Origin of the sequence: uncultured Ruminococcus sp. (assembly GCF_947301925.1) — a bacterium.
Taxonomy (GTDB): Bacteria; Bacillota; Clostridia; order Oscillospirales; family Ruminococcaceae; genus Ruminococcus.
This window is the reverse complement of record NZ_CAMYUE010000001.1, coordinates 587,322-611,784: the sequence shown is the minus strand read 5'-3', so window position 1 is coordinate 611,784 and position 24,463 is coordinate 587,322. Positions and strand designations below refer to the sequence as shown.

The window sequence follows — 24,463 nt, the reverse complement described above, 5'->3', positions numbered from 1 at the left end:
CTATTTTGAGAGGAGGAGCTTGTTATGAAGCTTACCGAGAAAATGTCATATTTACAGGGTCTTATCGACGGACTTGAGATCGACGCATCTACTAAGGAGGGCAAGGCTCTCATTCAGATGTCTGAGGTCATGTCCGAGCTGGTACTCTATGTTGAGGATCTCCAGTCACAGGTAGACGAGCTTACAGAGCTCTGCGATATCCTTGACGAGGATCTCGGAGCAGTTGAAGACGATTTCTATGACGATCTTGACTGTGATGAGTGCGACGGAGACTGCGATACCTGCGACGATGACGATGACTGGGATGACGATGACGATTTCGACTTCGACGACGATGATGATGAGCTTTATGAGATCACCTGTCCTACCTGCGGAGATACTATTCTGCTTGACGAGGGCATGATCGAGGAAGGATCTATCAACTGTCCTAACTGCGATGAGCTCCTTGAGTTTGATTACGACGATCTTACTATCGAGGACTTCGAGGATAAGGAAGAAGAACCCGAGAAGAAGTGATCGTACAAAGATCAGTAAACAGGCTGCGGATAGTTTTTATCCGCAGCTTTTTGTTTTTACTGTAAAAACAATTGCAAATTCTGTAAAAATATGCTATAATATGCAAAAAGCTTGTGCATTGCAGAAGTAAAAAAAGGAGCAGATGAGATATGGGATTAAAAAAAGAAGCGGCTGAAAAAGGCTTGGAAGTAGCTACTGACTTAGTAAAAAATAATGCATCTAATGTGTTGGGAATGTTATTTCCATTTGCCGGAGTAAAGAAAAAGGCTATAGAAATGCGTATGGAACAAATCGAAAAGTCTAATTTACCAGATGAAACGAAATTAGCACTGATTTTAAACATGAAAGATGATTTAAAGAGGATAAAAAATCAAAAAGCTGTTGCAGAGATAGCAGTTAACGAAGCCAAGGAGGGGACTGATTTCTCCGAAAAATCCGGCGTTAATGAAGAATGGTTCGAGCGCTATATGGATGCCGCAAAATTTGTTAACTCCGAAGAAATGCAGCTTATATGGGGCAAGATACTTGCTGGCGAGTTTGAAAAGCCTGGCTCGACTCCCCCTAATATGACAAGGATACTTTCCGAAATAACCCCTGAATTAGCTCAGGCGTTCAGCAAAACTTGTAGTATGAAGGTTTTAGTAAGAGAAATAAATGAGAAAGAAATTAATACTATTCCAAAAGAATTAATAGTCATTCCATACAGTTATTATAAAGTGTTTTTTAAAAGGTTGGGGTTGAGTTTTGAAGTACTTAACGAATTAGATACTTTAGGAGTTTTAAAATATGACGAATTTTGGGAAGATAAAATTACAAGTAAACAGTTATTGATATGTACTGAAAATAGATTTGAATTAATTATAAAATACGATTATACAGGTTTTCCAGCTGGTAATGTTATGCTTACTGCTGTAGGTGAATCTTTAAGCAAAATTATTGAACCAATTAAAATAGAAGGATATCATGAGATGTTGAAAGAATACTTGATTAAAAATGGTGTTGAATTTGCAGATATTAATGATTACATAATAGAAGAAAAAGATGGCATTTTCACTGTAACAAAGAAAAATCAATAACCCATAACAAAAAAGTCGGACATTAAGTCCGACTTTCTTTATATAGTAAGTTCTATCTGATTGCCTTCAATGCCGATGATGCAGCTCTCATAGTAGCCGTCACCGGTAGTTCGCGGATCGCTTGCAACGGTATATCCGTCGGCTCTCAGTCTTTCCGTAAGCTCATCTACTTTCTCTTTACTTCCGAGACTGAAGGCTATATGGATATAACCTGTCCTTGCGGGATAATTGACTGCGTCATCAAGCTGCGGACGTGTCATTATCTCAAGTCTTGCACCGTCGTCAAAGCTGAGAAAGTAGGATCTGAAGTCTGTAGTTTTGTTGTGGTAGCCGCTGTTTGAAGAAGCGCCGAGGTACTTCACGAAGAAGTCACGAGCGGCTTCAAGGTCGCGGACGTACATTGCAATATGTTCAATCTTCATATTCATTCATACTGGGCAAGAATACGCACAGCCACCTCAAGGCGGGTCTGGCGGTTGTTCATTGCCTGTTTTTCGATGTACTTATGAGCCTGTGGCTCCGTGAACTTCAGGTACTTCATGAGAGTGGTCTTTGCACGGTTTATGGTGCGCATCTCCTCGATACGGCTCATGATATCGGAGCTCTCTCTCTTGACGCCTGCCATACGGACTCTTGCTGCAAGCACAAGGCGTATGGTGCGCTGGAGCAGCTCTCTTGTGACGGGACGGGGTATGACGTTGACACCGCTGTCTGATACCCTGTCTGCGATATCGTCGGAAACGTCGCCGCTGCATATCATTATAATACCTGCCGAGGTAGTCTCGGCTATCATCTCCGCAAGCTCCTGACCGAACTCATCGGGCAGGGGCGTATTTATTATTACCAGCTCAGGCTCAGTCTCGTTGTTGACCAGCCTGCGTGCCTCGCTGCCGCTTACGGCAACAGCCGTCCTGCCGCAGCCCTCTATGCGGAGAAGCTGCTCCGTCAGCTCGGAGACCTCGCTGTTTGCGGATACTATAAGTGCTCTTTCCATTTATATCCTCACACGAATTTGAAGTAGGACATCTCCTCGAATTTATCCTTGTCATCAGCCATTTCGTAGTCCTGTATCTGCTTGTCGAGCTGTGCAAAGACATTATCGCGTATCTCCTGTGAGAGGGTACGCTTTACGAAATCGCTGTCCTTTGCGATAGCAGCAGCCTCCTCCAGAGAAGAGGGGAGGGGCTGGAATACAGAGGCAGCCGAGCCGCTGTGCATGGAGCTTTCAAATATTGAGCAGTCCCGTGACTGTATGCCCTCTATACCTGCCGCCAGTATGAGTTTAAAGGTGATATAGGGATTGCAGCAGGCGTCTGCGGAGCGTATCTCGATACGGGGAGATATCCCCACGGGCTTCGGTACTCTTATGAGCTGAGCGCAGTTCTCGGAGGACCAGTTTATGTATTTGGGCGCATAGCCTATGCCGAAGCGCTTGTAGGAGTTTGTGGTGGAGTTGAGGAATGCGGTTATCTCTCTCATTCTGCTGAGAACTCCGGAAAGGAAGCACTTTCCATCCATCGGCATAGCGTTGATATCGCTGCCGAAGATATTCTCTCCGCCCTTTTTTAGGCTTATGGAAATGCTGAGAGCGCTGCCATGCTCGTCCGGCAGAGGCTTGGGCATAAATGAAGCAAAAAGGCCGTTCTGAGCAGCTATGGACTTAACCACGGTCTTGTAGTGTACCATATTGTCCGCAGCTGTAATGGGCTCGCTCTCGCGGAACTCTATCTCGTTCTGCGCGGGACCGTGCTTGTGGCAGGAGCTCTTGGGGCTCATGCCCATTTCTTCGAGGGAGAGACAAATCTCACGTCTTGCATTTTCGCACTTATCCAGCGGAGCAACGTCCAGATATCCGCCCTTGTCGTGAGGTATCTTTGTCGGCTCGCCGCGCTCGTCCAGCTCAAATAGATAGAATTCGCACTTTGTGCCCATTTCGCAGGAATACCCGTCCAGACGGAGCTGATTGATATAGTTTGTGAGTTCAGAGCGCATATCGCCGACATAGTCGCTTCCGTCGGTGTTTTTCAGCGAGCAGAAGAAGCGGACGACGCGTCCTGATTTAGGTCTCCAGGGGAGAACGGACAGAGTGGATATATCGGGCACGAGAAGCAGATCGGAGCAGCTCTCGTCGATACATGAAGCATCGAAGGGAATGCCGAATTCAAATGCTCTCGGAAGCTCGTTTGGCATGATAGCCACGTTTTTGAGATTGCCGAACATATCGCAGAAAGTAAGTCTTATAAATTTTACGTCGTTCTCTTCAACGAATTTCAGTATCTCTTTAGGAGAAAAGCTCATTGAAAGACCTCCAGTTTATATTTGTAGGGGACGGCGTCCCGTTAGTAGGGGCGGATATTATCCGCCCGAAACTTATCACTGTTCACTAATAATTCAAATCACACATTAAATCTGAACAGAACTATATCTCCGTCCTGCATAACGTACTCCTTGCCCTCAAGGCGTACAAGACCCTTTTCCTTGGCGGCAGCCATGCTTCCACAGGCCATGAGGTCGTCGTAGGAGATGACCTCCGCACGGATAAAGCCCTTCTCGAAGTCCGTGTGTATCTTACCTGCTGCCTGGGGAGCCTTGGTGCCCTTGGTGATAGTCCATGCGCGGACCTCCTGCTTGCCTGCGGTAAGGTAGGAGATAAGACCCAGGAGAGAATAGCCCTCCTTGATGATACGGTTGAGTCCCGATACCTCAAGACCCAGCTCGCTGAGGAACATAGCCTTGTCCTCGTCGCCCATATCGGAGATCTCTGCCTCTATCTGAGCGCAGATAGGCAGTACAGCGGAGTGCTCCTCCTCTGCAAGCTTGCAGACAGCCTTGTAGTTCTCGTTTGTGTCGATATTGTTCGTGAAGTCCTCCTCGCTGAGGTTAGCCGCATAGATAACGGGCTTTGCGGAGAGCAGGGGAGTTGACTTTATAAGCTCGCGCTCATCCTCTGTGAAGTCAAAGCCTCTTGCGGACTTGCCGCTTTCAAGATGAGTCTTCAGTCTTTCGAGGAAATCTATCTCCGCAAGGTATTTCTTATCGCCCTTTGCAGCCTTCTTTGCGCGGTCGATACGTCTGTCAACCATTTCGATATCGGAGAAGATGAGCTCCAGATTAATGGTCTCGATGTCGCGGAGGGGATTGATACTGCCGTCAACGTGGATAATATTCGGGTCTTCAAAGCAGCGTACAACGTGAACGATAGCGTCCACCTCGCGGATATCCGCAAGGAACTTGTTTCCCAGTCCCTCGCCCTTTGAAGCGCCCTTTACCAGACCGGCGATATCAACGAATTCCAGGGTAGCGGGAGTGAACTTGTCAGGCTCATACATTTCAGCCAGCTTGTCCAGTCTCTCGTCGGGGACGGATACTATACCAACGTTCTTTTCGATAGTGCAGAAGGGATAATTGGCCGATTCCGCACCTGCGTTTGTCAGAGCGTTGAAAAGAGTGCTTTTGCCCACGTTGGGCAGACCTACCATACCAAGTTTCATATTTATTCTTACCTTTCATATCATATGTTACCCCGCCCTGACAGGGCGGGGATAATAAGCTTTTAGTTGCTTGCGTAAGTCGTGCGTTTGTTGTTTACCAGCGAGCTTACGTTTGAATTCTGTATCTGGACGTCGCCGCTTTCCGTGCCGATGTCCTTGGGATTGCCTGCGTTGAGCACAAGGGATACCTCGGAATCGATGATATTCACATTGCCCGTGCCTGCTGCGTCACCGATACCGGTAACATCGTCGCCCTCGGAGTCAATAGTGATAACTGCGTCCCTTATCTTGGTGTTGACGCTGCCCTTCATGGCGCCGATAGCGGAGTGCTTGGCGGAGCGCATCTTCATATCGATCTTGCCCTGCCTGATGTAGATACTGCCCTCGCCGTCCTCAAGGACGCCGATACCCACAGCCTGAGCGCCGGTGCATGACATGGTGATATCGGCACCTGAGCTTATAGTGGCTATGCCCTTGCAGCTTCCGATACCTGTAACGCGGTTTCCGGAAATGGTGATATCCATTGAGCAGTCCTCACCGATATCTATGTTGGCGTCGCCGTTGAAGCTGCCCACTGCAAGGCCGTTGTGGGAGTACATATATATCTTCACATTGCCGGAGCGGAGGTTTATCTCCGAATCGTCGTCGTTATATCCGCCGCCGATACACATGGATTCCACGCTGTTGGAGATTATTTCGAGAGTTCCGCCGAAGTCCACGGTGATATCACCGTAGCCGTGGTCGTAGTCGTTTCCTATGCCGATGCCCTCAGAGGCGTAGCAGTCAATGGTGAGATTGCCCTTGCCTCCCAGCTCGAACTGCGAGCCCATGGGGACGTATATTCCCGAATAGCCAAGCTTGTTGTTCTTGACCACATTGAGGACAAGTCTTGCATACTCGCCCACGGAGATAGTGGGCTTGCTGTTGCCGCTTATCATATTGACGTTTTTCAGTGTGAGCTCACAGCTGTGGTTGTCCATGACGGATATATTCATCTTCACGGGCTTGTCGGGATCGCCCACAATGGTGAGCTTGCTCTGATAAACGTGTATGTCGGTGTATTTTTCAAGAGCCAGCTTCAGCAGATCCACCTCTGTATCGTTCTGAGCGGCGTATATCTTCTTTACGCCGTCGGGACGGGTCTCCAGATTGGTCTTGATTATCTCGTCCTTGATATCAGCGGAAATGCTATTGAGGAAGAGGGGCTTGGGCTTTGAAGTATAGTAGCCCTGCACCAGATCAACGCCCAGGCGTATCACCGTTTTGAGCTCCTGCAAGGTCTCGACGCCCTCGGCCAGTGATTTCAGCTGATTGTCGTGGCAGAACTCGATTACCGCTGTGACAAGCTGCTGCTTTTTCAGGTCGTTGTGGATATCGCTTATGAGGGAACGGTCGATCTTGATATAATCGGGGGAGTAATGCAGCAGATTGGAGCTGTTGGAATAGCCTGTTCCGTAGTCGTCGATGGCAAGCATGGCTCTTGCGAAGCCGCAGCGCTTTTTCAGCGTTTCAATGCCCTTTGCAGAGGAAGCGGACTCCTCCACTATCTCAATTACGGTCTTTTCAAGGAGCTCGCCGTAGGTCAGGTACAGCTCATTGAAGTCCTCGTCGCTGAGAAGATGGTTTGGCAGGCAGTTTATGAACAGCTTCCTGTTCTCGAATATCTGCTGATTATCGCTGAGAAGCTTCAGTGTATTGAAGAATGTGAGTTTCTCGACAGCGTAGAGGTCGTTCTGTGCGTCCGCGATCTTGAGTATCTGCTTCGGCGGCATTTTTATGTCGCCGACGGTCCTCATAAGAGCCTCATAGGCCACTATCTCGCCCGTATGGGTCTCCACGATAGGCTGGAGGTAGTAGGTAAGCAGGTTTTCCTGCACTATGCGGGAGAATGTCTGCGCATTGCGGTATGAGTCCTTTTCGCGGACATAGTTCTCCTCCGAGAACCAGTTGATGACAGAGCGCTTGTCCGTTCTGGCTTCAAATAGTGCGAACTCGGAATAGTTCACCAGCATATTGAAGTCGGAGGCCTCCTCGGGGAAGGAAGCGCAGCCGATAGAAAGGCTGATGCGGCTCTTGTCGGAAATATCTATTATCTCGCCGAAGTCGTCGGTAAGTATGCAGTTCTGTACGGCCTCGTCCATACTGTTGAGGATATTGTAAATGCTCATCTTGTCGCAGTCGCGGAAGAACACGCATATCTCATAGTTTGACTTGGAGCCGATTATCAGCGTATCGCTGGCGAAGCCCTTCAGCGCCTCGGCCACGGAGGTGATACAGCTGTTGGTATTGTCCACAGTGAGGTAGGAGCCCAGCTTGTCTATGCCGTTTATGTAAATGGTAGCAAGGCAGGCGTGCTGCGTCTCGGGCAGGATATTCTTTATCTTCTGAGAGAAGGAGGGATAGGAGGGGAGTCTTGTGACAGGATCGTACTCCACAAAGGCCTGACGGTCGTTGATATCGGTTATCTGGCGTGTGAAGTCCTGTACGAATCCCAGCCATTCGTCGCTGCTCTCGTATATGTTCATCTTTATGTAGCGCGAGGTATTTCCGTCGGTGAATTTATATATATGCTTCTGACCTTCCACGGGACATTTTGAGATCTTTTCGAGAAGGTTGAAGAATTCGAATTCGTTGATCTTTTCACTCGGGCAACCGAGCATATGACAGGCTGCGGCATCGAGGTAAGCGGCCTTTTCCTTTGCAATGTAGGTAAACGCACCTATATTGCCTACAAACTGCTGGAATACCTGCCAGTCATGGCTCAGCGCGGGAGGAGTTTTGCTAAAATCAAATATACTCATGCTCGCTCCTTATACCTTGGGAGCCGCGCGGGATATGCTGCGGCTTGTTTCCCTTTGCGTACCTGCGTTTTTAACGGTCAGCAGGAGACCGTGATAACGTACAATTTATACATTTTTATTATACTACATCGGAGCGCGATTGTCAATAAAAAGCCGCCATTTCTGGCGGCTTTCGGAAATATCTTATTATGCTCAGTCGAGGAAGTCCTTGACCTTCTTGCTCCTGCTGGGGTGACGGAGCTTTCTCAGTGCCTTTGCCTCTATCTGGCGGATACGCTCACGGGTAACATCGAAGCGCTGGCCAACCTCCTCGAGGGTGCGGGACTTGCCGTCCTCGAGACCGAAGCGGAGCTTCAGCACCTTTGCCTCACGGTCTGTAAGTGTGGAGAGCACCTCGTTGAGCTGCTCCTTCAGGAGAGTATGTGAAGCTGCCTCAGCAGGTGCGGGAGCGTCGTCGTCGGGTATAAAGTCGCCGAGATGGCTGTCCTCCTCCTCGCCGATAGGAGTTTCAAGGGATACGGGATCCTGAGCGACACGCATGATCTCGCGTACCTTGTCCACAGGCATATTCAGCTTGTCCGCTATCTCCTCGGGGCTGGGGTCGTGACCGTTCTCGTGAAGAAGCTGGCTTGATACCTTCTTTACCTTGGTGATAGTCTCCACCATGTGTACGGGGATACGGATAGTTCTTGCCTGATCTGCTATAGCGCGGGTGATGGCCTGACGGATCCACCATGTAGCGTATGTGGAGAACTTGAAGCCCTTTGTGTAGTCGAATTTCTCAACAGCCTTGATAAGACCCAGGTTGCCCTCCTGAATAAGATCCAGGAACTGCATACCTCTGCCCACATACTTCTTTGCAATGGATACGACAAGACGGAGGTTAGCCTCAGACAGTCTCTTCTTTGCGTAGGGATCGCCCTTGGCCATTCTCTGAGCCAGCTCGATCTCTTCCTCGGTGGTGAGAAGAGGCACACGGCCAATCTCCTTGAGGTAGATCTTTACGGGGTCGTCAATGGCGATACCCTCGGTGGAGAGAGCCATTTCCAGATCGTCCGTCATATTTGAATCGAGACCTATCTTCAGGTCGGCGTCAAGGTTCATGTCCTCAACGATCTCGATATTGAGGTTTTCACAGTTGTCATAGAAGGTATTGATCTGATCAACGTCGAAATCAAGCTCCTCCAGTGCGTCGGTGATCTCCTTTGTGGTGAGCTTGCCGTTGGTCTTGCCCTGTTCCATAAGGGCTTCGATGGTGTTTTTCTTTTCCATATTTTTTATCCTCCTATTTGTTTTTTGAACGGAAGAGCTCCAGCAGCTCGTCGTTGCTCAGTTCTCCGTCAGCCGCGGGTCTGTTGCTTTTCAGCACCTTTGCGCAGTCGGCGACAACGTCCAGCGTCACCGCCACCTCGCGCTTTTTTGCTGCTATTCCGCTTATCCTTCCCATTTCCTCGGTGGAAAATACGTCGGACAGCATAGATATGGTAAATCTGTCGGAATTCTTCATGCGCTCCAGCAATGCCGTGTAGACCTTCTTATTGAAGGCGGTGACGAAGCATTCTGGCGGCGCAAGCTTCTCAACGTCCTCCCATTCGCCGGGGCGGGTGAGAAGGTAGCTGATTATAGTCTCCTCGGCGCGTGCCTGCTTCTTGTTGCTGACTGCGTCGGGGTTGATATCGTCGCGTATATAAGTGGTTTTTGCCTTGATGTTCCGCCATTCGTTCTTCTTGGCGCTGCTGCTGTTCTTTTTCAGCATGGTGTCTATGTGAGCCTTCAGCACCTGAACGGGTATATCGCACTTCTTGGACGTTCTTGATATGTAGACCTCTCTTTCCAGAGGAGATTCTATGCCTGCCAGCACCTTTGAGGTGCGCTTCAGCAGCTCCACACGGCCGATATCGGTGGAAAGATCAAGGCCGTCCTCGCACTTGTCCAGCATGAAGTCGTTTGCGTCGTTGGAGCCGTCAAGCAGCATACGGAAGCGGTCTCTTCCGAACTTCTTTATGAACTCGTCGGGATCCTTGGCGCCCTCCATGTGGATTATCCTTGTGCGCAGACCTACGTCCGCGAAGTGATTGATAGCTTTCTGAGTGGCCTTCTGTCCTGCGCCGTCGCTGTCGTAGGCAACGATTACCTCCTCGGCATAATGGCTTATGAGCCTTGCCTGATCGGGGGTTATGGCGGTTCCCAGAGTTGCCACCACATTCTCGAATCCTGCCTGATTTACGGCGATAACGTCCATATAACCCTCGCAGAGTATCAGCCGCTTGGCGTTGGAGTTCTTTGCGAAGTTCATGGAGAACAGATTTGAGCCCTTGTCGAATACGGGAGTTTTTCCCGTGTTAAGGTATTTCGGCTGTGAGTCGTCAAGGACCCGGCCGCCGAAGCCTATTATATTGCCGCGAAGGTCAACGATAGGGAACATGACTCTCTTGCGGAACATATCGAATGTGCGTCCGTTCTTGCTGCCAGCCAGCCATGCGTCGATGATCTCCTCGTCGGAGTAGCCCTTTGAGCGGAGGTGGTCGGTGAGATCCGTCCACGAATCCGAGGCATAGCCCAGACCGTACTTCTTTATGGTCTGAGGGGACAGCTTACGGTTTGCGAAGTATTGCAGCCCTGTCTTGTCGGCGCCTTTGATAAGGTTTGTGTAGAAGTAATTGGCGGCAAGGCGGTTCATCTCGTAGATACGGGTCTTGCGCTTTGCGTAGCCGCTGTCCTTCCTGCCGTATTCGGGGACCTCCATGCCCGAGCGCTGCGCAAGAAGCTTGACAGCCTCGGAGAAATCCAGGTTCTCCATCTTCATGGTAAAGGTTATGACGTCGCCGCCTGCGCCACATCCGAAGCAGTAGAAGCTCTGGGTGTCGGTGAATATAGTGCAGGAGGGGGTCTTTTCGGAATGGAAGGGGCAGGAGCAGACGTAATTCCGTCCGCGCCGTATCAGGTTCACATATCCGCCCATGACAGTCTCGATAGGGTTGGCGTTTCGCAGATTATAGAGAAATTCGTCGTTCTGAGGCATTGTATCTCCTCACTTCCAGAATTTCGGTACGAACAATTCGGTGTAGAGATCGACGGCGTACTCGTCGCTCATACCCGATATGTAATCGCAGACAGCTCGGTCTGCGTCTGATTGCTTCATTATACTGCGGTATTCCTCCGGCAGCTTGTTACTATGCTCGATAAAGTAGGAGTACAGCTTGCGCACCAGCTGCTCGGCCTTGCCCTCCTCGGCCTTTGCCGCAGGATTGGTGTAGACCTTCTCGAACATGAACCTCTTCAGGGCGTCGTGAGCCTTGCGTATCTCGGGAGCAAAGTCTATATCCACAGCTCCGTGCTCAATGACGGAGGAGATAAGCGTGGTTATGCGCTGGGTCTTGGTCCTGCCAAGAGTTCTTACGCAGTCACGGGGGAGATCGTCATTGCTGAGTATCCCCGCGCGGATAGAGTCCTCGATATCGTGGTTGATATAGGCGATGGTATCGGCAAGGCGGACGATATTGCCCTCCTTTGTGTCGGCTGTCATGTTGGTATGACAGAGTATGCCGTTTCGCACCGCATATGTCAGGTTCAGGCCTTTGCCCTTCTTTTCCAGAACCTCCACCACTCTCACGCTCTGCTCGTAGTGCTTGAAGCCGTGAGGGCAGATGTCGTTGAGTGTCTTCTCGCCGCAGTGGCCGAAGGGAGAGTGCCCAAGATCATGACCGAGAGCGATAGCCTCGGTGAGATCCTCGTTGAGGCGCATTCCGCGGGAAATAGTCCTCGCTATCTGAGCGACCTCAAGGGTATGGGTCAGTCTTGTTCTGTAGTGGTCTCCCACAGGTGAAAGGAATACCTGTGTCTTGCGCTTGAGTCTGCGGAAGGAGTTGCAGTGGAGTATGCGGTCGCGGTCACGCTGGAACTCGGTGCGGTAGGGACATTTTTCCTCATAGCGCTCGCGCTTTGTGCCGACCTCGTCAACGCTTGTGCAGGCATACTTTCCGAGAATACCGTTTTCACTGATCTCGATCTGTTCGCGTACTGTCATACTTCTCCTCCTGACTTCAGTTGATTAGGCGGAAAGGCAGTGAAAAAGCGTGTACAGTGACGAAAATGTACACTGTACACAGCTGCCTCTTATTACCGCTTCTATATACTTATACAAAAACGGGACAAAAAACCCTTTTTTTTACGTGATAATTTTATGAAAATTTTTTCACAGAGGAAAAATCCTCGTACAGCTCTCCGCAGTCCTCTATTTTCGCGGAGCCGTTGGTGGCCTCTGTCAGTTCCTTTGTGAGAGCCTCGAGTTTTTCCGAGAGCACAAGTATCTCAAGGGTGACGTCGCTGCCGAAGTCGGAATTCGCCGTTATAGTGTCAAAGCCCGGCAGAAGATAGGAGATCTTCACGTACATACCGTAATCCGCTGTTATCTTCAGACGGTGACAGAGGCACATATCCATGATATGTGCGGCGTCGCAGGCAAGGGAGGCCGCATGGGAATAGGCTCTTACAAGGCCGCCGCCTCCAAGGAGTATACCTCCGAAGTAGCGGGTGACAACTACGCATACATCGGTGAGACCGCGCTTCTTCAGTACGTCCAGCACCGGGACTCCCGCAGTTCCCTGGGGCTCTCCGTCGTCGGAATAACGGGAAATATTGTCCTCGCGGAGTATATATGCGTAAACGTTATGCTTTGCCTTGCGGTGCTCTGCTTTTATGGAACTGATAAAGGCTACAGCCTCGTCGTTTGTCTTTACGGGAGCGATATAGCCTATGAATTCCGAGCGCTTTTCGATGAACGAAGCACTGGCATTCTGTGAAATAGTCAGATAGTTCATAAATACTTTCCTATGTACGAAAAGCCCCGTCAATGACGGGGCTTGTGACTTACTTGTCCATATTGAAACGCTTCTTGAATCTGTCAACGCGTCCGCCTGTATCAACAAGCTTCTGCTTTCCGGTATAGAAAGGATGGCACTTTGAGCAGATTTCAACCTTGATGTTTTCCTTTGTAGACATAGTCTCGATCACGTTACCGCAGTGGCAGGTAATTGTGGTCTTCTTGAACTCAGGATGGATTCCCTCTTTCACGATTTTCACCTCTTTACAATAAATTGTAGATCGTGCAGCCCATCATTTCCTTTAGACAGTAGTGCCGAATATACATTACAGTTATAAATTATATCACACTGTGCCGTGTGTGTCAAGGGGACACAGATATTTTTTTATGTTTTAACTTTAACGGTCAGCCGTGGGTCTTTGAGTAGCCGTTTTCATACTCTGCATCCGTATCGCAGACCGCCATATCCTCAGCGGTAATATCGGCTTTGCCGTCAAATCTGTAATACCTGCCGCTCTCCGCTGTAAAGACTATGACGCAGTAGTCCTCATCGTCTATGCCGTTCGGGTAGTACTTCTCGTCGCCTTCGTTCCAGAGAAGCTCCCTGTGGGCTCTTTCGCGGCTGACTTCTGCTTTACCGTACAGACATACAGCTTCAAAGCTCTCATCGTCGGAAAAGTACAGACAGGCGGTGTTGTTTTTCAGCAGTTCCTGAACGTGTGAGGAACCTGTATTAGTGGATATAAGGTGCTGTCCTATGCCCTTGTGCCAGACGCAGAACACGCGGCGGATATTCTGTCTGCCCTCCGAGTCGGTGTAGCCCAGTGAGGCGAACAGGGAACGGTCGATAAGTGACTTTATCTCACTGATATTCATTGCGTTCTCCTTATAGTGGTCTATTTAAAGTCTTTTACAATAAAAGGGGGGGCAGACATATGTCCGCCCCCCTGATTATAAATTATAAACGATCTTATTTCATGCTCTGAGTGAAGTCTGCGTAGATCTTCTGCTCGATGACCTCGGCCTCCGCCTTTGTGGGAGCCTTGGCTGTGATATATGTCTTTATCTTTGGCTCTGTACCCGAAGGACGGACTATAGCCTTGCAGCCGCCCTCAAGATAGAATGCCAGCACATTTGACTTGGGAAGTGTAAGCTCCTTTACCTCGCCTGTAGCGATGTTCTTGCAGGTGCTTGCCTTGTAGTCCTCGAAGCGCTCAACCTTCAGTCCGCCGATAGCAGTGGGGTGGTTCTCGCGGAGACCTGTCATGATCTCCTCCATGTGCTTCATGCCGCTCTCGCCCTCAAACTCGAAGCTGTAGAGTGTCTGGAGGAACATACCGTACTTCTTGTACATATTCTCTCTTGCCTGCATGAGAGTGATGCCCTGTGTGCGGTAGTAAGCGGCCATTTCGCATATCAGCATGGAAGCGTCAACTGCGTCCTTGTCTCTTACATATCCGCCCGAGAGGTAGCCGTAGCTCTCCTCGAAGCCGAATACATAGCGCTTTTCTTCGCCCTTTGCTTCAAGGAAGCCTATCTGCTCTCCGATGAACTTGAAGCCTGTGAGTACGTTTATAACCTCAACACCGTATTCTTTGGCAATGAGATCAACTATATCCGTGGTAACGATTGTCTTTACGGTGATGGGATCCTTGGGCATAGTACCCTTCTTTATGCGCTGTGAGCAGATATACTCAAGGAGCATAGCTCCCACCTCGTTGCCCGAGAACAGTGCGTAGCCGCCGTTTCCGTCGGGAACCGCTATACCCACACGGTCGCAGTCGGGATCAGTAGCCAGAAGAAGATCGGGCTGTACCTTGTCGCAGTAGCTGAGACCTACCTGAAGAGCCTCGCGGATCTCGGGGTTCGGGTATGGACAGGTGGTGAAGTTCCCGTCGGGATTTTCCTGTTCCTTTACTACTGTAACGTCTGTGATTCCGATACGTTTCAGTATCTCGCGGACGGGCTTGTTGCCTGTGCCGTTAAGGGGAGTATAAACTACCTTCAGTCCGCTGGAAGCGCAGAGATCGGTGTTTATGCCCTCGGCAAGAACGTGCTTGTAGAAGTCCTCGATGATATCCTCGCCGATGTATGAGATATTGCCGTTTTTCAGCTCTGTATCGAAGTCGGAATGCTTAACCCCGGTGAAAACATCAAGGGAATTGATCTTCTCAAGGATTATTTCGGCGCCTCTCAGTGTGATCTGGCAACCGTCCTCGCCGTATACCTTGTAGCCGTTATACTTGGCGGGGTTGTGGCTTGCTGTCACCATGATACCGCCCTGACACTTCAGAGCGCGTACTGCCCATGAAAGGCAGGGCGTAGGCATGAGCTCGGTGTATATATGTACCTTTATGCCGTTTGCTGCAAGAACCTCTGCGGCAGCTTTTGAGAAAACGTCGCTCTTTATGCGGCTGTCGTATGAGATGGCCACGCTGGGGGAATCGTACTCCTGGTTGAGGTAGTCCGCAAAGCCCTGTGTAGCGCGTCTTACTGTGTATATATTCATTCTGTTGGTTCCTGCGCCGATGACGCCTCTGAGACCGCCTGTACCGAATTCCAGATCGCGGTAGAACCTGTCGTTTATTGCTTCGTTGTCTCCCCTGATCCCGTCCAGCTCAGCTCTGAGGTCGGGATCCTCTTTGGCATTCTCGCACCAAAGGTCATAAAGTTCCATTTCTGACATTAATAATACCTCCTGAACAGATATATAGTTATTATAGCACATTTAGCAGGTTTTGGGAATAGCTTTTTTTAAAACTATCAAAAAAATTATGATTTAACAAGTTCACAATTGGCGGCGTACAGCGAAAAACCGTAAGATTGACAGCAATATATCAATTTTTAATATTAGTATTTTATATTATATATAATACTTGGCGTATACTGTATATCGCAAAAAGCAGCCCCTCACGGGGCTGCTCGGGATCATTTTAATCTCCGAAGGAAACGCCGATATCACGGGCTGCAATGACAAGATGATTGTCAGTGTCCACGAATTTGGTCTTTCCTGCGATGTCCTCCAGCTTGTTGGAGGTTATCTTGTTGCCTATCTTTGCCACTGTTCTGCCGTAGCGCTCCTTGGCGATGAGATAGGCTGCGTGTACGCCGAACTGTGTGGAGAGCACGCGGTCGTAAGCGCTGGGAGCTCCGCCTCTGAGCATATGGCCGGGAACGCATACCCTTGCTTCAAGTCCAGTATTGGACTGTATCTGTGCGGCTATGCGGCCTGTGGCGGTGAGTATACCTGCCTCGGCACGTTTCTTTGCACGCTCCTTCTTCTTCATCTTTGCCTCGTTGACGTCAAATGCGCCCTCGGCAACCGCAACTATGGAGAAGGTCTTTCCGCTGGCGCTTCTTGCCATTACGGCGTCGCATATCTTGTCGATATCGTAAGGGATCTCGGGTATGATTATAACATCGGCTCCGCCTGCAATACCTGCATTGAGGGTGAGCCAGCCGGCCTTGTTGCCCATGATCTCGCAGAGGAGTACACGGGAATGGCTTGCGGCTGTTGTATGGAGACGATCAAGGACGTCCGTGGCGATATCCACTGCGGTGTGGAAGCCGAAGGTCACGTCCGTGCCGTAAATATCGTTGTCTATGGTCTTGGGGAGACCTATGACGTTCAGACCCTCATCGGAGAGCAGCTTGGAGGTCTTGTGGGTGCCGTTGCCGCCGAGAGTGAGTAGGCAGTCCAGCTTCTGCTTCTTGTAGGTCTCCTTCATATTCTTCACCTTGTCGATGTTGTCCTCGCCGATGACCTGCATCATCTTGAAGGGCTGACGCTTGGTGCCGAATATAGTGCCGCCCTGGGTGAGTATTCCCGAGAACGAAGTGGGGGACATATCCTTGCAGAGATTGTTGATAAGTCCGTAATATCCGTTGGATATGCCGACTATCTCCACGTTGTCCTCTCCGAAGCGCTCATAACAGGCCTTTGCAACGCCTCTGATTGTTGCGTTGAGTCCCGGGCAGTCGCCGCCGCTTGTAAGGATACCTATTCTTCTTTTCATTATTATGACCTCCGTTTGTCCTGTGAGGTTTTTACGGTTCACAGGCTATTTTCTCTTGATGTTAAAGTCCCTCTTCTCGTCCATGTCGAAGTATTCCTGTATCTTCTCGGGAGGCATGGGCCTGCCGTAGAGATAGCCCTGAGCGTAGTCACAGCCTGCCATGCGGAGTATGGACTCCTGCACGTTGTTCTCTATGCCTTCGGCGATGGTCTCTATCTTCTTGGACTTGGCGATACGGATAACAGCGGATACGATCTCGTATGCGATGTTGTCATGCTCGATATCGGTGATGAAGGAGCGGTCCAGCTTCAGCAGAGTGATGGGGAGTATCTGGAGATAGCTCAATGAGGAGTATCCCGTGCCGAAGTCATCCATGGCCAGCTTTACGCCCAGATCGCGGAGCTTGTTCATCTGATCCACGGCGAAGTCTATATCGCTGAGAGCCAGAGTTTCCGTAAGCTCCACCTCAAGCCACTGTGGATCCAGTCCCGATCTTGCCAGCGCCTCGAATACCTTGTCCTTCAGGTCTGTCTGATAGAAGTCGGAGGAGGCGAAGTTTATGGACATTACTATGCTTGGATAGCCCATTTTCTGCCAGAGCTTGTTCTGGCGGCAGCCCTCGTTGAGCACGAATTCGCTTATCCTGCCGATGAGGTGCGAGCTCTCTGCTATAGGTACGAAGGCGTCGGGCTTTACTATGGTGCCGTCGGGCTTTATCCAGCGTATAAGGGCTTCAACGCCCATGATCCTGCCTGTTGCAAGGTTTATCTTGGGCTGATAGAACAGCTGGAGCTCGTTGTTGTCTATGGCAAGGGCAAGGGACTTCTCAAGCTCCGTATTGCCGATTATGGAGTCGTGCATACTGGGCTCATAGCCGCATACGCTTCCCTGAGTGCCGTCGCTGGATTTCAGGGCGAACTCGGCGTGCTCCATGACATCGAGGAAGGAGTTTCCGTCCTCGGGCATCTTTGAATAGCCTGCGGAGCAGCAGAGGTTTATGGAGGCCAGCTCGTCCACTGCCAGCTTGGAGAATTCATCCTGAATGGATTTTACTGTTCGTGTGGGCATCTCGTCGTCGCCGTAGTCTCTCAGCAGCAGGGCGAAGTTATCGCCGCTTATTCTTGCGGCAAGACCGCCGGGCGTAACGAATTTATAGAGGATATGTGCGAAGTTCTTCAGCACATAGTTTCCGTTGTTGTAGCCGATGGTATCGTTTATGATATGGAACCTGTCTATATCAAGCACTATCATCCAGAAGGAGTAGTTCAGCACCTTGCAGGAGTCGTATATCTCCTGACCGGTTCCCACCAGCTTGTTGCGGTTTGCGATATCGGTGACCTCGTCGATATAAGCCAGTCTCTCGATGAGGATATCCTTCTCGTGCTCCTGAGTAACGTCAATGACGGCTCCTCCGAACAGGGGAAGGGTATTGCCCGTGCCTGCAATGGACTTAAAGCGGTAGGAGTACCAGCGGTATGAGCCGTCGGCGCTGCGGAGCCTTACCTCGATGTTCTTTATCTCGGAAAGATCCTCGCTGCGGACTGCTCCGTCAAACTGTATCCTGTCATTGGGGTGTACCAGCGAGCGGAACTCGTTGATGTTGATGGTTCCGGTCTTGAGTCCCAGCATACGCATGAGCTCGGGAGAGGCGCGGAATATCTTCCTGTCGGTGCTCATGATGAGACCGATCTCCGCCAGTTCCATGGAGGAGTGGAAGAAGTCGTTGGCGCTTGCGAGGTTTACTCTCATTTTCTTCAGCTCGGTGAGGTTGAAGCCCGTACTGAGATATACCGACTGCTTGCGGTACTTCTTGACGGGAGAGGTGCTCCATGCAATGGACACCAGCGAGCCCTGGGGATTGCGGAAGCTGGACTCGTAGGAGTTGCTGCCCGCTATCTTCATAAGGGCGGACTCGTCGGGGGAGTTTATGCCGAAAGCTGTCCACACGGCCTCCTTCTTGTCCGAACGGTCTGCGGTTATGCCCAGCAGATCGCGGAGCTTCTTGTTTATGAATACATAGGAGAAGTTGTCCGACCAGATTATCATTTCGGTATTCAGATCCTCGATGATCTTGGTTATATCCTTCTCGTCTATGGAAGTTCTCTTGCTTTTATATATATAAGTAGAGATGGCAAGGATCAGCGTCGCGCACACCATGGTGCAGACATAGATGACAAGAGTGTCCTTGGCGTACTGCGGATATGCTATACAGTATCCTATTACCAGCGAGCTTGCGGCAACTATGATGAGAGCTGCTGCAAGTGGGTTGAAGTGCCTTTTTATGTTAGACCTGCGTTTCATAGAGACCGCCTCCCTTCATATACAGATATCCAAATATATTATAGCAATAATGACCTAAAAAGTCAATCGGAAATTCAAGTGTGCTAACAAATTTGATAAAATTGACGGAAAATTACAAGAAAATTTCACGGAATGTACACTTTTACCTGATATAATGTTATAATATAAACGGAGTATGGGTGACAGACAGCTCAATAGTATCATGTTTATAATGCCGAATAAAAACGGAGGTAGATCATATGGCACACATCCTTATAGTTGACGATGAGATTAATATAAGAAAGGTTGTCCGCGAGTATGCGGAGTTCGAGGGATATGAGGTAACAGAGGCCGAGAACGGCATGGAGGCTGTGAATCTCTGCCACGACAATGACTATGACCTTATCATAATGGACGTAATGATGCCCCGCCTTGACGGTTATTCAGCCTGCAAGGAGATACACAAGACAAAGAACGTACCTGTTATAATGCTCTCTGCAAGAGGCGAGGAGTACGATAAGCTCTTCGGCTTTGAGATAGGCGTTGACGACTATGTTGTAAAGCCCTTTTCTCCCAAGGAGCTCATGGCGAGAGTTAAGGTGGTACTGAAGCGCAATACCGCACAGGCAGCTCCCGCTGCACAGGACAAGTTCACATTCGAGGGGCTTGAAGTGGATATCGCAGGCCGCGAGGTCTATGTTAACGGTGAAAAGGCGTCCATGACACCCAAGGAATACGACCTGCTGTTCTATCTGGTAAAGAACAAGAACATCGCCCTTTCAAGGGACAAGCTCCTTGAAGAGGTGTGGGGCTATGATTTCTTCGGAGACGACAGAACGGTTGATACACATATAAAGATGCTCCGCAACAGCCTCGGTGAGTACCGCAAATTCATCGTAACACTCAGAGGAATGGGGTATAAGTTTGAAGCAAACTAAGCGTTTCGGACATTTCCACAGCAGGCTCCCGCTGAAGGCTACGGTATGGATATATTTTATGATATTCACCATCATCGTATTCGCTCTGCTGTGGTTTTTCCAGATATTCTTCCTTCAGAACTTCTATGAGCGCATGAGGATAAGATCTGCGGCAAAGAGCATGGAGTGTATCGCGGACTCCTATTCCCGTGCAAGCAAGGAAGATTTCTATGATACAGTGAACAGGATCGGCTATGAGAACGATGTATGCGTTCAGGTGCTGGACAAGTACGCCAGACCTGCCAAGAAAAAGCACGTCATAGGCGACTGTATGATACACGACAGGGGAAACAGCAATGCAGCGCTTTGCGAGATGATCGACGCCTCGGACAGCGGCGTAATAAGGCTGAAGGTGAAGAACCCGCGAAGCGGTTACGATATGCTCATATATGGCTGCCGCCTGGAGAGCGGCGATTCTGTGGACGGCTACCTGCTGCTGAATTCCGTTCTTGTGCCTGTGGGCTCCACGGTGGATATCATAAAGCGCCAGCTCATGATAATCACGCTGATACTTATTGTTTTCGCGTTCATACTGTCACTTTACCTTGCAAGGCGCATCGCCATGCCTATCGACAGGATAACCAAGTCGGCGGAACAGCTGGCCAAGGGCGATTTCAATACGAAGTTCGACGGAAGGGGCTACCTCGAGGCCAAGCAGCTTGCAGACGCCCTTATATACGCGGAAAATGAGCTCTCAAAGGTTGACACCATGCAGAGAGACCTTATTGCAAATGTGTCACATGACCTGAGAACGCCGCTGACCATGCTGAAAGCCTATGCGGAAATGATACGTGATCTCTCGGGAGACAATCCCGTGAAGCGCAACGAGCACCTTGAAATAATCATAAGCGAGACAGACCGCCTTGCGCTGCTTGTCAACGATATGCTGGATCTTTCAAAGCTGGAGAGCGGCAAGCAGAAGCTGACTCCCTCGGAATTCGGCATAAGCGGCAAGCTGGGCGAGATAATCGGCCGCTTTAAGGGGCTTTCCGATAAGAACGGCTATCAGATACACTTTACTCCCGACGAGGAGAGAACTGTCTGCTGCGACGTTGTCAAAATAGAGCAGGTAATATACAATCTGATCAATAATGCCATAAACTACACGGGCGATGACAAGCAGGTGTTTGTCCGTCAGATAAACTGCGCGGACGGAGTGCTTATAGAGGTTGAGGACACGGGCGACGGTATCGAGGAGGACAAGATAAAGCTTATCTTCGACAAATATTACCGCTCGGAGAATCACAAGCGTGAGGTAGTTGGTACAGGTCTGGGACTTTCTATCGTAAAGGCAGTGCTGAAAATGCATAATTATGACTACGGTGTTCGCAGTACACTGGGAAAAGGCTCAACATTCTGGTTCAAGATAAACGATGTGAAGGAAAAATGATAAAAGCAGTCGGATCGGCGGCAGAGAAGTACCCGCGGGTGTGACTGCTGTGACCACGTTCACTGATATTTTTCCGTTCCTCTGAACCTGTAAAGGGTTATGTAAAAGCGCAAAATGCAATAACAGGCGATAATTCGTTGCTGCGATTTTACTCAGAGTAGATTATAGGTGGACGAACTTCAGATTTGTTGTTATAAATCAACAAAAATGTGTGGCTACAGTCGAAAATATTGTGTGCTGCTCGTTTGGATTTTTCACAAAAAATACATAAACATATGCTATAATATAATTGCTGAGGGAGAAGATCCCGAAGCTGATTTTCATGGTAGTTTAATGTTTACCCCAACATTAAATTATTTAAATCCCCAATAATCCCTATATCATGGCAGATGAGCTTCCTGAAAAGGAGGCTCATTTGTTTTGCGGAAAAATTTTTTGTTAGCTTAGGGAAATATCCTATTGACATTTTTCCGACAATGGTGTATAATACTAACATAACCTTATCAAGAGTGGTGGAGGAATCAGGTCCTGTGAAGCCCGGCAACCCGGCCGAAATGAGCCGAAGGTGCCAAATCCTGCGGTATGATCCGGAAGATGAGGAACTTTACGTTATGAAGGCTTCTCGGAGAGAGAAGCCCTTTTTATTTTTCAGGAGGTATATTTAATGAGCAAATGTTTTTTCACATCAGAATCAGTAACCGAAGGACATCCCGATAAGATCTGCGACCAGATCTCGGATGCCGTACTTGACGCCATACTCGAGCAGGATAAGCTGGGCAGAGTTGCCTGCGAGACCTGCGTTACAACAGGTATGGTGCTCTGTATGGGCGAGATCACAACGTCCGCTGACATAGATATCCCGAAGATCGCCCGTGAGGTCATCATCGATATCGGCTATGACAGGGCAAAGTACGGATTCGACGGCCACACCTGCGCTGTACTCACTTCTATCGACGAGCAGTCTCCCGACATCGCTATGGGCGTCAACGAAGCCTTTGAATACAGAGAGGAGAACGACGAGTCTGACGGCCTTTCCAACGGCGCAGGAGACCAGGGTATCATGTTCGGTTTCGCCTGCAACGAGACTCCCGAGCTCATGCCCCTTCCTATCTCTCTTGCACACAAGCTCTCACTGAAGCTTACAGAGGTCCGCAAGGACGGCACTCTCCGTTATCTCCGTCCCGACGGAAAGTCTCAGGTAACTGTTGAGTATGACGACGGAAAGCCCGTAAGAGTTGACGCAGTAGTTGTATCTTCACAGCATTCCGCTGACGTATCTCTCGAACAGCTCCGCAAGGACATCGAGGAGTACGTTATAAAGGCTGTTATCCCTGCCGAGCTCATGGACGAGAACACAAAGTTCTTCATCAATCCCACAGGACGCTTCGTTGTAGGCGGTCCCCAGGGCGACAGCGGTCTTACAGGACGCAAGATCATCGTTGATACATACGGCGGATACTCACGTCACGGCGGCGGAGCATTCAGCGGCAAGGATCCCACGAAGGTGGACAGAAGTGCTGCTTACGCTTCACGTTATATCGCTAAGAACATCGTTGCAGCAGGTCTTGCAGACAAGTGCGAGGTACAGCTCTCTTACGCTATCGGCGTAGCAAAGCCCATCTCCATACTTGTTGATACATTCGGCACAGGCAAGGTCGCTGAGGATAAGCTGTCTGAGGCTGTATCAAAGGTATTCGACCTTCGTCCAACAGCTATCATCGAGATGCTTGACCTCAGAAAGCCCCAGTACAGAAAGCTTGCAGCTTACGGACATATGGGCCGTGAAGAGCTTGGCGTAGCCTGGGAAAAGACTGACAGAGCAGAGGCACTGAAGGCTGCCCTTTCATAAGGAGAAGGATATGGCTGAGGACGGAAACTATATAGAGCTCAGATTTACCAATGCGATGATGCTGGATATATTCAGCAGATACGCTTCGGATTCGGAGCTTGCCGGATTCGTTGCCGAGGACGGCTCCATATTCATGAGGTTCGAGATGATAAACGGCGTTCTTGAACCGCCGAAAAACTGCGAGGAGGTACTGAGTATACTCTATATACTCTTTGAAACAAATCCGCAGTCTCCTGCGGGACGGGTCTATTCCGCTAACCGCACGGATATCCTCCGCGAGACCGTTTACCGCCTGTCAAGGGTGCTGGACAGCTTCAGCGACGTGAGGATGACAATTCATTCCGTGGCTCCCGATGAGAACGATCCGTCGGCAGGTAAAGCAACTCATACAGAATTCACACTCACCAGAACACGTACCACCCATTCGGATAAGCTGTGATATCAGCGCCGCAAGGGTATAAAAAAAGCCATAGTATTTCCGTGACGGAGATACTATGGCTTTTGTGTTTGGGTTTTATTTCCGTTTGCTGCCGCGTCTGTCTGATAGCCCCTGAGAGGCTCCGCGGACAGCTCGGGGACAAGCCCGCTGACCCGGACGGAGAATGCGGAACTGCTGCCGACTATGATATGATCCGCAAGTACGGCGCCAATACCCGAAAGAGCTGCTGCCGCTGTGCGGGTAAAAAGTATATCACTGTCAGAGGGGAGTGCGTCGCCGTGGGGGTGATTGTGAGCTATGAAGAATATGCCGCAGTCGCTTTTTACGGCAAAATCGCATATATCTCGGTATGCAGCTGTTGCCGCCGACGAGGTGCCGAAGGCCAGCACCTTCGTGCTCATTACGCGGAAACGCTTGTTTACCGAGGTTATGATGAGCCTTTCCTCGGCTGTTCCTGTGAAATGAGCAGAGAAGAAACTCTTTGCAGCTTCCGATGAAGAAAGGGTGCGCACTGAACGGCGCTCCATGCACAGAGCGCGGCTGACGGCAGGTATCAGCTTCAGCAGAACGGCGGTCTGCTCGTTTATGCGTATATCCTTCATAAGGAGCCGCGGGTCTGCCTGAGCAAGGGCGTTTACGCTGCCGTATTCCTTCAGCAGATCGGCAGCAAGTGAAGATACATCGCCGTGGCAGGAGTATGACAGGAGAAGCTCCAGCCGCTCCTGTTCTGTAAGGGAGTCAAATCCGTCGCGTTCGTATTTTTCCGTCAGCTGCTTCCTGAGCAGCATGATATCATTGGCAGCCAT

21 protein-coding genes and 1 riboswitch are annotated in these 24,463 nt (G+C 49.9%); of the genes, 6 read left to right on the top strand and 15 right to left on the bottom strand.

Translation table 11 applies throughout. The annotated features are described in order from the left end of the window. Positions 1 to 24 precede the first annotated feature (24 nt). On the top strand, positions 25 to 516 hold the full coding sequence (locus Q0Y65_RS02935) for a CD1247 N-terminal domain-containing protein (RefSeq protein WP_297956705.1): 492 nt from the start codon (positions 25 to 27) through the stop codon (positions 514 to 516). A 149-nt stretch (positions 517 to 665) separates the two neighbouring features. After that, entirely contained in the window at positions 666 to 1,592 is a 927-nt protein-coding gene (locus tag Q0Y65_RS02930; protein ID WP_297956703.1) for a DUF2806 domain-containing protein, read from the top strand. A gap of 38 nt (positions 1,593 to 1,630) precedes the next feature. Here the strand turns inward: Q0Y65_RS02930 and Q0Y65_RS02925 are convergent, their stop codons facing one another. The 14 genes from Q0Y65_RS02925 to Q0Y65_RS02860 all read right to left on the bottom strand — a co-directional run bounded on the left by Q0Y65_RS02925 (position 1,631) and on the right by Q0Y65_RS02860 (position 19,023). Next, positions 1,631 to 2,014, bottom strand: a complete 384-nt coding sequence (locus tag Q0Y65_RS02925; protein WP_297956700.1) for a VOC family protein — start codon at positions 2,012 to 2,014, stop codon at positions 1,631 to 1,633. 2 nt (positions 2,015 to 2,016) lie between these two features. Next, positions 2,017 to 2,586, bottom strand: coding sequence for an ANTAR domain-containing response regulator (locus tag Q0Y65_RS02920; RefSeq protein ID WP_297956696.1), 570 nt, complete (start codon positions 2,584 to 2,586; stop codon positions 2,017 to 2,019). An 8-nt stretch (positions 2,587 to 2,594) separates the two neighbouring features. Then, a complete protein-coding gene (locus Q0Y65_RS02915; protein ID WP_297956694.1) occupies positions 2,595 to 3,890 on the bottom strand; it encodes a glutamine synthetase family protein in 1,296 nt (431 codons plus the stop codon). A gap of 98 nt (positions 3,891 to 3,988) precedes the next feature. Further along, positions 3,989 to 5,083: a redox-regulated ATPase YchF gene (gene ychF / locus Q0Y65_RS02910; RefSeq protein ID WP_297956691.1), complete on the bottom strand. Its 1,095-nt coding sequence runs from the start codon at positions 5,081 to 5,083 to the stop codon at positions 3,989 to 3,991. 62 nt (positions 5,084 to 5,145) lie between these two features. Beyond that, positions 5,146 to 7,884 (bottom strand): GGDEF domain-containing phosphodiesterase, encoded by a 2,739-nt coding sequence (locus tag Q0Y65_RS02905; RefSeq protein ID WP_297956688.1) that lies wholly within the window; start codon positions 7,882 to 7,884, stop codon positions 5,146 to 5,148. A 192-nt stretch (positions 7,885 to 8,076) separates the two neighbouring features. Further along, the gene (gene rpoD / locus Q0Y65_RS02900) at positions 8,077 to 9,165 is read right to left on the bottom strand and encodes an RNA polymerase sigma factor RpoD (protein WP_297957063.1); all 1,089 of its coding nucleotides are present in this window, start codon (positions 9,163 to 9,165) and stop codon (positions 8,077 to 8,079) included. A gap of 4 nt (positions 9,166 to 9,169) precedes the next feature. After that, entirely contained in the window at positions 9,170 to 10,906 is a 1,737-nt protein-coding gene (gene dnaG / locus Q0Y65_RS02895; protein ID WP_297956685.1) for a DNA primase, read from the bottom strand. A gap of 9 nt (positions 10,907 to 10,915) precedes the next feature. Further along, positions 10,916 to 11,911, bottom strand: coding sequence for a deoxyguanosinetriphosphate triphosphohydrolase (locus Q0Y65_RS02890; RefSeq protein WP_297956682.1), 996 nt, complete (start codon positions 11,909 to 11,911; stop codon positions 10,916 to 10,918). 154 nt (positions 11,912 to 12,065) lie between these two features. Then, positions 12,066 to 12,704: a YigZ family protein gene (locus tag Q0Y65_RS02885; protein ID WP_297956679.1), complete on the bottom strand. Its 639-nt coding sequence runs from the start codon at positions 12,702 to 12,704 to the stop codon at positions 12,066 to 12,068. 49 nt (positions 12,705 to 12,753) lie between these two features. Then, positions 12,754 to 12,957 (bottom strand): 50S ribosomal protein L31, encoded by a 204-nt coding sequence (rpmE, locus tag Q0Y65_RS02880; RefSeq protein ID WP_019678077.1) that lies wholly within the window; start codon positions 12,955 to 12,957, stop codon positions 12,754 to 12,756. Positions 12,958 to 13,111: 154 nt separating this feature from the next. Continuing rightward, entirely contained in the window at positions 13,112 to 13,582 is a 471-nt protein-coding gene (locus Q0Y65_RS02875) for a pyridoxamine 5'-phosphate oxidase family protein (RefSeq protein ID WP_297956676.1), read from the bottom strand. A 94-nt stretch (positions 13,583 to 13,676) separates the two neighbouring features. Further along, entirely contained in the window at positions 13,677 to 15,392 is a 1,716-nt protein-coding gene (locus tag Q0Y65_RS02870) for a phospho-sugar mutase (RefSeq protein ID WP_297956673.1), read from the bottom strand. Positions 15,393 to 15,639: 247 nt separating this feature from the next. Further along, positions 15,640 to 16,722: a 6-phosphofructokinase gene (locus Q0Y65_RS02865; protein ID WP_297956672.1), complete on the bottom strand. Its 1,083-nt coding sequence runs from the start codon at positions 16,720 to 16,722 to the stop codon at positions 15,640 to 15,642. Positions 16,723 to 16,767: 45 nt separating this feature from the next. Beyond that, on the bottom strand, positions 16,768 to 19,023 hold the full coding sequence (locus tag Q0Y65_RS02860; protein WP_297956669.1) for an EAL domain-containing protein: 2,256 nt from the start codon (positions 19,021 to 19,023) through the stop codon (positions 16,768 to 16,770). A gap of 239 nt (positions 19,024 to 19,262) precedes the next feature. Between Q0Y65_RS02860 and Q0Y65_RS02855 the strand changes: the two genes are divergently transcribed. The 4 genes from Q0Y65_RS02855 (at position 19,263) to Q0Y65_RS02840 (ending at position 23,657) form a co-directional block, all read left to right on the top strand. Next, the gene (locus tag Q0Y65_RS02855; RefSeq protein ID WP_297956666.1) at positions 19,263 to 19,940 is read left to right on the top strand and encodes a response regulator transcription factor; all 678 of its coding nucleotides are present in this window, start codon (positions 19,263 to 19,265) and stop codon (positions 19,938 to 19,940) included. Beyond that, a complete protein-coding gene (locus Q0Y65_RS02850; protein WP_297956664.1) occupies positions 19,927 to 21,369 on the top strand; it encodes a cell wall metabolism sensor histidine kinase WalK in 1,443 nt (480 codons plus the stop codon). The genes Q0Y65_RS02855 and Q0Y65_RS02850 overlap by 14 nt, the downstream gene beginning before the upstream one ends. 497 nt (positions 21,370 to 21,866) lie before the next feature. Next, a riboswitch (SAM riboswitch) is annotated at positions 21,867 to 21,970 on the top strand. A 63-nt stretch (positions 21,971 to 22,033) separates the two neighbouring features. Then, positions 22,034 to 23,218 (top strand): methionine adenosyltransferase, encoded by a 1,185-nt coding sequence (gene metK, locus Q0Y65_RS02845; protein ID WP_297956661.1) that lies wholly within the window; start codon positions 22,034 to 22,036, stop codon positions 23,216 to 23,218. 10 nt (positions 23,219 to 23,228) lie between these two features. Next, positions 23,229 to 23,657: a hypothetical protein gene (locus Q0Y65_RS02840; RefSeq protein ID WP_297956658.1), complete on the top strand. Its 429-nt coding sequence runs from the start codon at positions 23,229 to 23,231 to the stop codon at positions 23,655 to 23,657. A gap of 53 nt (positions 23,658 to 23,710) precedes the next feature. Here the strand turns inward: Q0Y65_RS02840 and Q0Y65_RS02835 are convergent, their stop codons facing one another. Next, positions 23,711 to 24,463 carry a JAB domain-containing protein gene (locus Q0Y65_RS02835; RefSeq protein ID WP_297956655.1) on the bottom strand — a complete coding sequence of 251 codons (753 nt, stop codon included), beginning with the start codon at positions 24,461 to 24,463 and terminating at the stop codon, positions 23,711 to 23,713.